A 12,031-nucleotide genomic window follows, 5' to 3' on the forward strand; every position below is an offset into this window, starting at 1 on the left:
CGCCGGACCGCGGCTCACGGTGGTGGAGTGCTCGGGGCGGGCAGGGCCTTGCGGTCCAGCTTGCCGTTGACGGTCAGCGGCAGCTCCTCCAGCACCACCACAGCCGACGGAACCATGTAGGACGGCAACTGTGCAGCCACGAACTCGCGGACAGTGGTGGCCAGTCCGGTACTGTCGCCGTCCCCGACGATGTAGGCGACCAGGCGCTTGTCGCCAGGGACGTCCTCGCTGACGATCACCGCAGCCTGCGCGACCTGCGGGTGCCCGGCCACCACCGCCTGCACCTCACCCGGCTCCACCCGGAACCCGCGGATCTTCACCTGCTCGTCCGCACGACCGGCGAACACCAACTGCCCGTCCGCGCTCCACCGCGCCCGGTCACCCGTGCGGTACATCCTCCCACCCTCGGCGAACGGGCAGGCCACGAACCGCTCCGCCGTCAAACCGGCACGACCCACATACCCGCGCGCCAGCTGCACACCCGCCAGGTACAGCTCCCCGGCGACACCCACCGGCACCGGGGACAGCGAACCGTCCAGCACATACACCCGGGTGTTGGCCACCGGCCCACCGATCGGCACCACCGCACCATCACCCACGGCGCAGCGCGCCGCGGTCACGTCCACCGACGCCTCCGTCGGCCCGTACAGGTTGAACAGCGGCACACCGTCCAGTAGTTCGAGGAACCGGTCCCGCAACGGCGCCGCCAGCGCCTCACCACTGCAGAACACCGCCCGCAGACCCGTGCACTCCCCGGCACCCGGCTCCCGCAGGAACGCCTCCAGCATCGACGGCACGAAATGCGTCACCGTGATGTTCTGACGCTGGATCAACTCCGCCAGGTAGGCAGGCTCCCGGTGACCACCCGGACGCGCCAGCACCAGCGCCGCACCCTGCACCAACGGCCAGAAGAACTCCCACACGCTGACGTCGAACCCGAACGGCGTCTTCTGCAACACCCGATCGGCGACTGACAGCCCGTACTCCTCCTGCATCCAGGCAAGCCGGTTCACGATCCCCGCATGCGGCACCGCAACACCCTTAGGCCGACCCGTCGACCCCGACGTGAAGATCACATACGCCGGATGCGCCGGCAACACCCCAACCTCCGGCGCGCCGGGCGGCAGACCCGCCAACTCCGAGACGACCAGCGGGTGGTCGACCAGGACCCGGGCCACATCGTCGGGCACCGACGCCTCCAGGGCCGTGGTGCTGAGCACGCACACCGGCGCGGCATCCGCCAGAACCGCCGCGATACGACCGGCCGGATACTCCGGATCCACCGGCAGATACGCACCACCAGCCTTCAGCACCGCCAACAGCGACACCACCAACTCCACACCGCGCTCCATCAGCACCGCGACCACCGACTCCGCACCCACACCCCGCCCCACCAGCAACCGCGCCAACCGGTTCGCCCGCGCATCCAACTCCCCATACGACACCTCGACACCCTCGAACACCACCGCCACCGCATCCGGTGTCCGCGCCACCTGCGCCGCGAACAACCCCGGCAACGTGGCGTCCACCAGCGGCCGAGCAGTGTCGTTCCACTCCTCCACCACCAACCGGCGCTCCGCCGGATCGAGCACGTCCACGGTCGCGACCCGCGCCTCGGGAGACTCGACCAACGCGGTCAACACCCGCACGAACCGCGCCCCGAGACGCTCCGCCATCGCCGCGTCGAACAAGTCCGCCGCCGCCAGGAGCTCACCCCGCAAGCCCGCCGGCGCACCGTCAGCGTCGAACGCCTCGCTCAGGTTCAGGTCCAGGTCGAACTTGCCGAGCACCACACCGGTCGGCACCTGTCCGGCGCGCAAACCGGGCAGCTCCAGCCGTGCCGACCCGGTGTTCTGGACGGTCAGCATCACCTGGAACAACGGCTGGCGTGCCATCGACCGGGCCGGCGAAAGCTCCTCCACCAGCTTCTCGAACGGCACGTCCTGGTGCGCGAACGCCCCGAGGCTGGCCTCCCGGACCCGCTCCAGCACCTCGTCGAAGGTCGGGTCACCGGACAGGTCGGTGCGCAACACGAGCGTGTTGACGAAGAACCCGACCAGATCGTCCAGCGCCTCGTCGGTACGCCCGGCGATCGCGGAACCGATCGGGATGTCGACCCCCGCACCCAGCCGACTCAGCGTCACCGCAACAGCCGCCTGCAGCACCATGAACAGGGTCACCCCCCGCTCCCGGGCCACCTCCAGCACCCGCGCGTGCAGCTCGGCCGGGGCATCCAGCAGCACCTCGTGCCCCCGGTACGAGGCGACCGCCGGGCGCCGGCGATCGGTCGGCAGCTCCAACTCCTCCGGAGCCCCCGCCAGCGCCTCGCGCCAGTACGCCAACTGACCGGAGAGCACGCTGTCCGGGTCCTGCTCGTCACCGAGCAACTCCCGCTGCCACAGCGCGTAGTCCGCGTACTGCACCGGCAACGGCTCCCACACCGGCGCCGCACCGCCCAGCCGTGCCGCGTACGCCACCGAGACGTCCCGCAGCATCGGCCCCGTCGACCAGCCATCACCCGCGATGTGATGCACCAGCACCACCAGCACATGCTCCTCCGGCGCCACCGCGAACACCGTCGCCCGCACCGGAATCTCCGCCGACAGGTCGAACGTGTAACCCGAGGCCTCGGCCACCGCGCCGTCCAGCTCCTGCGGCGCCGCCTCGACCACCGCAAGCTCGAACCCGCACTCCTCGGCCGGCAGGATGCGCTGGTACGGCTCACCGTCCACCGCCGGCAGCACCGTGCGCAGCACCTCGTGCCGCCCGATCACGTCCTTGAACGCGGCCGCCAGTGCCTCCTGGTCCAACTCTCCGCTCAGCCGCAGCGCCACCGAGGCGTTGTAGGTCGCGCTCAGACCCTCCAACTGCCACAGGAACCACAACCGCCGCTGCGCGAACGACAACGGCACCCGCTCCGGACGCACCACCGGCACCAGCGCCGCACGCCCTTCGGCAACCGCCGATTCCGCCAGCCAGGCCGCGACCCCGGCCGGCGACGGCACCTCGAAGAACACCTGGATCGGCAACTCGACGCTCAGGACCGTCCGGATCCGGCTGATCAGCCGGATCGCCAGCAGCGAGTGGCCGCCCAGCGTGAAGAAGTCGTCGTCGACGCCGACCTTCTCCACCCCCAGCACCTGCGCGAACACGCCGCAGAGGATCTCCTCCTGCACCGTCGCCGGACCGCGGCCGGCGGCCTTGGCGGTGGCGGACAGGTAGTCCGGAGCAGGCAGGCCGGCGCGGTTCAGCTTGCCGTTGGCCGTCAACGGCAGCACGTCCAGCACCACCACCGCGGAGGGCACCAGGTACCCCGGCAGCCGCTCGGCCAGGAACGCGAGCACGAGCTCACTCAGTCGCACGGCGTCAGCCGTCTCCGGCGCGGCGGCGGGAACGACGTAGGCGACCAGGCGCTTGTCGCCCGGCATGTCCTCACGGACGACGACGGCGGCCTGTGCCACCGACTCGTGCGCGGCCAGCACCGCTTGCACCTCACCCGGCTCCACCCGGAAGCCGCGCACCTTCACCTGCTCATCCGCACGGCCCAGGTGCACCAGTTCGCCGTCGGTGGTCCACCGCACCAGGTCGCCCGTCGCGTACATCCGCTCGCCGGCCGGGCCGAACGGGCAGGCCACGAACCGCTCCGCGGTCAGGCCTGAGCGCCCCACGTAGCCGCGTGCGACCTGCGGACCGGCCACGTACAACTCGCCCACCGCACCGACCGGAACCGGGCTCAGCGACCCGTCCAGCACATAGGCGCGGGTGTTGGCCACGGGCACCCCGAGCGGCACCACGCCCGCGGCAACCGGCTTCCGGTCGAGTCGGCCGGCCACCACACCGATGGTCGCCTCAGTGGGCCCGTAGTGGTTGAACACACCACGGTCACCGGCCACTTCGAGCAGTCCGGCGACCAGCGCCGGCGACGCCGCCTCGCCGCCGAGCACCAGCGCCCCGGCCGGCATCAGGGCGGCCAGGCCGGCTGCCGCGCCCAGCGCCGCCAGGTGCGAGGGCACCACCTTCACGAAGTCGATACGGTTCTCCGACAGGTACTGGGCCACGGCCGACGGATCGGTCACCGCGCCCTCCTGGAGGACGTGCAGTTCACCGCCGGTCGTCAGGCTCGCGAACACCACGGTGTTGCCGAGGTCCGTCACCGTGGGCTGCAGCAGCGCATATCGGCCGCCCGGCGTCCCGAAGCCGACGTGTCCCGGCACCGAGGCCACGTAGTTCGCGAGCCCGCGGTGCGTCACAGCCACGCCCTTGGGCTTGCCGGTCGAGCCGGAGGTGTAGATCACATAGGCCAACTGGTCGGCCATCAAGTCGAGTTCCGGCGCAACGGCGGGTCGTGCGATCAGCTCGGCCAGCACCGTCGGGTCATCCAGGGCGATCGAGCGCACGCCCTCGGCTGCCAGCTCCCCGATCAGCGCCGCTTCGCCCAGCACGTGCCCGGCCCCGCTGTCGGCCAGCAGATGGCCGAGCCGCTCCGCCGGGTACGCCGGGTCCAGCGGCAGGTACGCCGCCCCCGCCTTCCATACCGCCAGGATCGCCTCGATCGCCTGCAGGCCGCGTGGCAGGCACAGACCCACCAGCGACTCCGCGCCGACTCCCTGGGCGACCAGGTGGTGCGCCAACCGATTGGCTCGCGCGTCCAGTTCGGCGTAGCACACCGCCGAGCCGTCGGCTACCACGGCAACCGCCTGCGGCGTCGCGGCCACCTGGGCCGCGAACCGCTGCGGTACCGGCAGGGCCGCGCCGGGCGCCACGGTGTCGTTCCAGGTCTCCAGCACCAGCCGCCGCTCAGCCGGGTCGAGCAGGTCGACGGTGCTGACGGAGGCGGTGGCCGGAGCGCTGCTGAGCCAGTCCAGCACGGCCAGGTACCGGCGACTCGCCGACGACGCCGCTTCGGCGTCGTAGTGCTCGCGGTTCATCTCGATGAGGGTCTGCACACCGCCCCCGGCCGTGTCACTGAACACGTCGATCTTCAGGCCTTCGGCGGGCCCGCTGGAGAGGGCGGTCCGGGTGATCGCGCAGTCGCCGAACCCGATCCGGCGGTCGGCCACCATGACGTCGACGATCATGTCGTACAGCGGGGTGCCGCCGACCCGCTTCAGGTCCCTGAGCAGGTCCGGGTACTGGTAGCGCTGGTGGCGCAGACCGCTCTGCACCGCTCGCTGCGTCTGCCGCGCGAGCTCCTCGACGGACATGCCCGGACGAACCCTGAACCTGATCGGCATGATGTTCGCGGTCATGCCGGGGATGCCCACCTCACGCATGCTCGTGCGGCCACTGGCCGACACTCCGAGCACGACGTCCCGCGCCCCGGTGGACCGGTGCTGGTAGACGGCCGACGCGGCGATCACCAAGCCGGCGAAGCTGACCCGAAGCCGCTTCGCGGCAGCCCGCAGCCGAGCGGTCGCGTCGCCCCCGAGATCCTGCTGGTGGATCACCGGTCGACCGGGCAGGCGCCGCCCCTGCGGCCCGTCGGACGCCGTCTCCTCCGCATGGTCCGAGAACGTCTCCAGCCAGAACTGCCGGTCCCGGTCACGCTCCTGCGAATCCCGGTAGACCTGGTGGGTCTCGATCAGCTCCGACACCGACCGCAAAGCACCCTCGGCCGGATCCCCACCCTCCCGAAGCACCCCGTACACCTGGGACAGCCGCTCAGCGAACTGCGACAGGCCGTTGCCGTCGAGAACGAGGTGGTGAGCACGCTGGTACCACAGGAAGCGATCCGGCCCGAGCGTGAAGAACGCATGCCCCGACAGCGCCCCACCCACCAGCTCCACCGGCGTGTCCAGATCAGCCCGGATCCACTCCTCCGCCACCGCGCGCGGATCAGCCTCCCCCCGCAGATCCGCCACGTGGACCGGAACGTCCCCGGCCTCAGCCAGGAACTGCCGCGGCGTCCCGCCCTCCACACACAGGCGCAGGCGGAAGGCCTCCGCCTCCTGCACCGTGCGGCGCAGCGCACGCACGAAGAGATCCACGTCGAGTTCGCCGTGGATCTCCGTGTATTCACCGATGTTGTACGCCGGATTGTCAGGCGCGAGCTGCTGCGCGTACCAGACCCCGAGCTGGCCGGACATCAGGTCCCACGAACCCTGTTCGGACGCACCCATTCTCGTATCCCTCAATCGATCGACGCACTCTGGAAGAACAAAGGCAGGACGCTGAACCACGGCACCGGGACCGCGCGAATCAACCAAACCGGCCCAGGACCCCGTCGGACCCCGCCGCTGGCAGAACAAACCCGCACTAGAAACCCTGCAGACCCTTAAGGCCCTTTAGACCGACGGCAGTTCGGCCGCTAAGCCGGCCAGGTGAACGGTCAGAGCCGCAACTGTGTCGACATCCCAGACCAGGGTGGGCTCCACGGTCACACCCAGCTTGTCCTCGATGTCCCCGCACAACGCGAAGGCGTACACCGACTCCAACCCGTACTCGGCGAGCGAGACCTCCGGATCGATCTCCCCCACCGGCGTCTCCAGGTAGTAGGCCACCCGCTCCATCAACCACCGCTCGATGTCCTCGCCCGACACCCGCACACCCACTTCCCGACCAGTCATCGAAGTCCCCTTCTCATCCCGAAACATGACGCGCGGACAGGTCGAGGAGCCGCCGGTCCTGGAAGCGCTCGACAGCGATGTCGAACAGCGCCTGCTCGGCACTCGCGCGCTCGTCCGGAGTGAGCACCGGGGCGCCACCGAGGCGTCCGGAGAGCCGGTCGAGGATCCCGAGGAGCGCCGCCTCCTGCTGACGGTCATCGCTGCGCCAGACCGCGAGCGCGGCGGCGGCGGCGAGCAGCACCGTGTAACGGTCGGCCACCGCGTAGGCCTCCGGAGAGGCACCGATCGTGAGGTCCGAGGGCGCCAGGACGGCGCACTGGCCGCGCAGCGCGAGCACCTCGTCCCTGAAGCGCACCGCGAACCGACCGATCGGGCTCCCGGCCGACTCGCGCTCGGCGGTCTCGGCCAGCACGCCGATCAGCCCGTCACCGGACAGCATGCCGACAGCGAGCTGGTCGAAGTCCAGCGGCGGCAGATCCGCGCCGAGGTCGAACAGCTGCTGGGCGGCGGCCGGATCGGCCAGCCAGGACTTCCGGGCCAGCCGGGGCAGTTGCGGCAGGATCAGCACCAGGCAGGCGGAGCGCGAGATGTGGGCGAAGGTGGCCGGGGCGGCGTCCCTGACGAGCTTCTGGAACATCGCGTAGGAGCCCTCGCGGAGGTAGCCCTGGGCCCCCAGGACCGCTCGCAGATCCTCGAAGGCGTCCAGCAGGATCCGTGAGGTCAGGTACTTCACGGCCGGCGCGTAGAGCAGCGTGGTCTCCGGGGCCAGGTGCAGCGCCCGGAGTCCGACGCCGCAGAAGGCGTCGATGGCCAGCAGGTCGGCGAAGACTCGTGCGAGGACGGCGCGCACATAGGGCAGGTCGGCGGCGAAGCCACCGTAGAGGCGCCGCTCGTGCACGCATTCCAGCGCCAGACGCAGCGCGGTGTCCAGCGGCCCGAGGAGGATGGCCGGGAGCACCACTCGGCTGAGCTGGTAGGCCCGCAGGGCGTTCTCGATGCCCTGGCCGGGCCGGCCGAGCATCGCGTTGCCGGGGATCGGGCAGTCGGAGAACCGCAGTCCGCCGAGTTGCACTCCGTTCATGCCGGAGCTGGGGAACCGCGGCAAATCCAGCACGCGGTCGGCCGGCAATTCGGCCCGGGTGACGAAGAACTGGCTGTGGCTGCGGCTGCCCGCGACCTCGCTGGTCCGTGCGAAGAGCACCATGGCTTCGGCACGGCGCAGATTGCCGATGACCTCCTTGCGCCCGGTCAGCAGCCAACCGTCGTCACTCGCAGCGGCAGCGCACTCGGCGTGCGCGAAGTCGTTGCCGTGGTCGAGTTCATGGAAGGCGACCGCGATCCGGCCGCCCCCCAACAGGATCTCGGCTGCCTTCGTGCGCTGCTCGTGCGTGCCGGCGGACCAGATGTTGACCGATCCGAGAAGGGAGGTGAAGCCGTAGCCGAGGCCGAGGCACGGGTCGCGTCGCCATACCGCCCGCTGCACTTCGGCGAGCCGGTCGGCCCGCACCAGCCGGCCACCGTGAGCGGCGGGCACGAACTCGGCGTTCATGCCGTAGGCGTCCAGCAGGCGTTCGCCCTCGGCGAGCATCTCGTGCCGCTCATCGGCGGCGAGGATGGCGGCGTAGCCGACCGGGTTGTCCGCATCCCGTGGGTCGCCGAACAGTGCGTCCAGTTTCTCAGCGCTCACGTGAGTCCTTCCCCCTGCTGAAGCGTTCGCGGCGCCGGCGCCCCGAACGGGGTGATGGGGGCACCGGTGGTCGCGGCGTCGACGATGAGACGGGCCAGCGCGCCGTCGAGCCGGTCGTCGCCGGGCGCGGCAGCCGGCATCGGCATCCGCAGTACCGCGGCGAGCCTGGCCAGCAGGGCGCGCAGCGCCGCCCGCACCCAGAGGCCGTCCTGCCACAGCGGTTCCGCAGCGTGCTCGGATTCACCCGTGGCCCACACGTGCAGGCAGGCCGCACCCGCATAGCAGAGCTCATAGGCGGCGGCCAGCTCGTAGGCGGCCATGGCGGGACGGGCAGCGGGCGCCACCTCGGCCATCCGGCCGTGCAGGTATTCGGCCATGGCGCCCAGTGCGACGGCGTGGTCGGCGAGCCCGGTGGGGGCGGGCCGGCTGCTGATCGACTCGACGAGTGCGGGCAGTGCCTGCACGACGGAGCATCCCTGCCGGGACAGCACGGTCAGTGCGCCGCGGTCGACAGGTCGGACCGGGCTGCCGACCGAGACGGCTTCGGCCAGTCCGCCCGCATCGACGGTGCCGGTGGCGAAGCCACGGACCAGCTTGGGGAACTGCTGCACCAGGGCGGCGCGGTTCACCGGGGTACTGCCGTCGAACACCGCCACGATCTGGTGGTCGCGCCACACCTTCTGGAACGCGCCGTACTCGTAGACGTCGGTGAGGAAGGAACGTGCGCCGAGCAGTTCGGCGAGCTCCCCGAGCGTGGCGTCGACCAGGGTGGGCGCGAGTGCCTTGGCGACCGCCGAGGTCACGCTCATCTCCCCGGTGAGGCTGTGGATCGAACGGCCGGCGACCAGCGAGGCCGCTTCCGCGGCCGTCAGCAGCGCGGCGCTGCGGGCCAGGACCGAGGCGGGGAAGGGACGTTCGGCCAGCGTGCGCTTCTGGATGACGCGCGCCGCGGTGAACCGGGCGACGAGTCGCAGCGCGTGCTCACCGGCGCCGAGGGAGATCGCGGTGCACATCGTCCGGGTGAGCTGGAGCGCGAGCAGCACCGTCTCCAGGCCGCTCCCCTCCGGGCCGACCAGTGCGTCGGCCGGCAGCAGCGCACCGTCGAACTCGATGCCGGAGATGTCGATCCCGCGGATGCCGTGCGTCAGCACCTTCGGCAGTGTCCGCCAAGTACCGGCCTGTAGCGCCGACTTGTCGACGAAGAAGAGGCTCTGGCCGCGCCCGGAGCCAGCCTGGCCGGTGCGCGCGAGCAGAGTGAGGTGGCTCGAGCGGGTGGCATTGTTGATCGGCCACTTCACGCCGTCGACGCGGTAGCCGTCGGGCTCCGCCGTGGCGGTGACGGAACCGCTCAACAGGTCGGCGCCGTGCTCCGGTTCGGACAGCGCCCAAGCCACCGGGGACCCGGACATCACCGCGTCGGCGGTGGCCCGGGCCTGCTCCGGGGTTCCGGCGATCCACACCGGGGCCACGCCCAGGTACGTCTTGGCGTGGGCCGTCAGTGCACTGATGTCACGGCGAGCGACGGTGCGCCAGAGCCGGATCAGTTCCTCGTGGTCGGACAGCGCGCCGCCCCACTCGGTCGGCACGTAGTGGGCCGGCAGGCCGAACCCGTCGAGGCGGGCACAGAAGTCCGCGGGAAACTGCTCGTCCTCATCGAGTTCCACGGACCGGCGAGCCGTCTCGTCGAGCATGCCCAGGGCTTCGTCGAGGGCGGCCTCGATCCCGGCGCCCGTGTGGGTGGCGGTCACGTGAGGTCTCCCGCCGGGTGAAGCGCGACACGCGCGGCGGAGGCGGCTCCCAGTCTCTGGTAGCCGCCGAGATCGAAAGCCATGCTGTTCCCCTTGGCTGCTGCTCCGTCAGTCACTGTTGCTCGGGGGGGGTGCGGCGCACCGTTCCGCCTCCTACCTCAGCCGAGGTACGGCCGCCTCGCGTCGCCGTCCAGGCCGGACTACTTCTTCTCCATCGCCGCGATCAGGCTCTTCGGGCGCATGTCCGTCCAGGAGTTCTCGATGTGGTCCAGGCAATCCTGGCGAGGAGCCTCACCGAAAACGGTCTGCCAACCAGCGGGCACCTCGACGAAGATCGGCCACAGCGAATGCTGACCCTCGTCGTTGACAAGAACCAGGTAATTCGCATCCGGATCGTCGAACGGGTTCGTCAACGTAGCGCCCTTTCTGGCGGTTTGAGTACAGAGGGCCCGAAGCGCGCATCATCGGCATCGGCTGCGTCGGCATTGGGGATCATGGCGGGGCCGCCGACCACTATGCCCCAACCCTCGTCGCTCGGTAAGTGGCAGAGGTTGCACGCTGACCCTGAAACGCCCAGGTAGCGCAGGGGCGCTGGGATGCAAGGGTGTGCGGCGCGGCAGGGTCGGCGCCGACGTGCGGTCCCGGACGAGTGCGCCCGGGTGTCCAAGTGGCGCATGCCGCCGGTTGAACACCCGGGTCGCCGGCGAGCGGGACAGCGTCGCACAAGCCGATGTCAAGCCATCACTCGTGAGCAACACGGGCTTTGACAGCCCGTTGGCATCGGATCCATGGGTGACCACCCGACTCGGAGGTGGTCTGGCGAAGCTCAGGACTCGACCGTCCGGCATGAACGGCCACCTGGCCGGGTCTCGGCCCACCGACGTGAACATCATTCCGCCGACGGGCTCTCAGGAGCATGAGATGCCGAGCCCCCGACCATTTTGTGCACCGCAGGCGCCGCGCCGCACTCAACTCGCCTTCATCCGAACCACAGCAGTCGCTTTGAGGGCTCGCGCTCAGGTCAGGTAGGCTGGTTCATCCCACCTGTGTGGCGACGCCACCGCCGTTCAGTGGCGCTCTGCGAACAGGATGTAGAGGTCGGTCTCGCGGTACTCGCTGACCTGCCGCACCTCGGTCCGCATCCCGTGGCTCTTGAACAGACCGTCGATGACGGCGAGTTCGCCGTCGCGGTCGGAGACTTCGACGACCGCGCTGCCGATCGACGGCCAGGCTCCCTCCTCGATGCCCTGGAGGACCTGGAGTTCGAACCCCTCGACGTCGATCTTCAGCAGGTCGATCCGGTCGAGGCCGTGACGGGCCATCATGTCGGTGACACGCCGCACCTCGACCGAGATCAACTGCTGTTCGAACCTCCCGTCCAGGGTGCTGTCCAGGTTCTCCAAGACGGCGGCCTTCAGCTCCCCGTTCGCCAATTCCTCGGTGGTGTTGCGCACGTACTGCTCGACGACGGCACGATCCGCCTGCGCATCCGCACCGAACCCGGACATCATCGTGTAGTTCGGGTAGTAGACGATCTCGCGGGTCTCCGCCTCGTTCCCGAGCGCCATGTTGTGCAGGGTGACGCCGGCCGACGCTCCCAGGTTCTGCTGAAGCGCCTCGAAGACCTGCGGGACGGGCTCGAAGGCGAAGACCCTGGCGCCGGGCCACTGCTGGACAGCGAACAGGGAAAAGATCCCGATGTTCGCACCCACGTCGAAGATGACCGGTTCGGCCGGCAGCGGAGCCGCGCCATCGAGGACGTACGCTCGGTCTTCGAAGATCTCCTTGTAGAGGTAGTCAGTCTCACTCCGACTGATTCCGGCAATGGACTTTCCATTGGGAAGGAACTTGCGCGTCAGCGCCATGTGGCCCAGCTCCCTTCGATATCACGTCAATTGTTCCCGGCACCTGGGCCCGATCCGGATTTTGCGCCTGCTCAGGGGCGCATCGCCTTTTCAACGCGGTAGGGTCCAGGCGCCCGGTGATCCGCACCGCCATCGGGGTGTCGTGCGTGGCGCTGGCACCCTAGA

At 70.1% G+C, this 12,031-nt stretch carries 6 protein-coding genes; all 6 read right to left on the minus strand.

Annotated features, from left to right (window positions below):
- Positions 1-14: 14 nt before the first annotated feature.
- The 6 genes from E6W39_RS11430 to E6W39_RS11455 all read right to left on the minus strand — a co-directional run bounded on the left by E6W39_RS11430 (position 15) and on the right by E6W39_RS11455 (position 11,866).
- Complete coding sequence (locus E6W39_RS11430) at positions 15-6,119, minus strand: non-ribosomal peptide synthetase (protein WP_141633452.1); 6,105 nt, start codon at positions 6,117-6,119, stop codon at positions 15-17.
- Positions 6,120-6,284: 165 nt separating this feature from the next.
- Positions 6,285-6,566 (minus strand): acyl carrier protein, encoded by a 282-nt coding sequence (locus E6W39_RS11435; protein WP_141633453.1) that lies wholly within the window; start codon positions 6,564-6,566, stop codon positions 6,285-6,287.
- A gap of 13 nt (positions 6,567-6,579) precedes the next feature.
- Positions 6,580-8,253, minus strand: a complete 1,674-nt coding sequence (locus E6W39_RS11440; protein WP_141633454.1) for an acyl-CoA dehydrogenase — start codon at positions 8,251-8,253, stop codon at positions 6,580-6,582.
- The gene (locus E6W39_RS11445; RefSeq protein ID WP_141633455.1) at positions 8,250-10,001 is read right to left on the minus strand and encodes an acyl-CoA dehydrogenase family protein; all 1,752 of its coding nucleotides are present in this window, start codon (positions 9,999-10,001) and stop codon (positions 8,250-8,252) included. The genes E6W39_RS11440 and E6W39_RS11445 overlap by 4 nt, the downstream gene beginning before the upstream one ends.
- Before the next feature lie 200 nt (positions 10,002-10,201).
- The gene (locus E6W39_RS11450) at positions 10,202-10,414 is read right to left on the minus strand and encodes an MbtH family protein (RefSeq protein WP_141633456.1); all 213 of its coding nucleotides are present in this window, start codon (positions 10,412-10,414) and stop codon (positions 10,202-10,204) included.
- Between the two features lie 654 nt (positions 10,415-11,068).
- Entirely contained in the window at positions 11,069-11,866 is a 798-nt protein-coding gene (locus E6W39_RS11455) for an FkbM family methyltransferase (protein WP_141633457.1), read from the minus strand.
- Positions 11,867-12,031: the final 165 nt, after the last annotated feature.

Source organism: Kitasatospora acidiphila, from assembly GCF_006636205.1.
Classification (GTDB): Bacteria; Actinomycetota; Actinomycetes; order Streptomycetales; family Streptomycetaceae; genus Kitasatospora; species Kitasatospora acidiphila.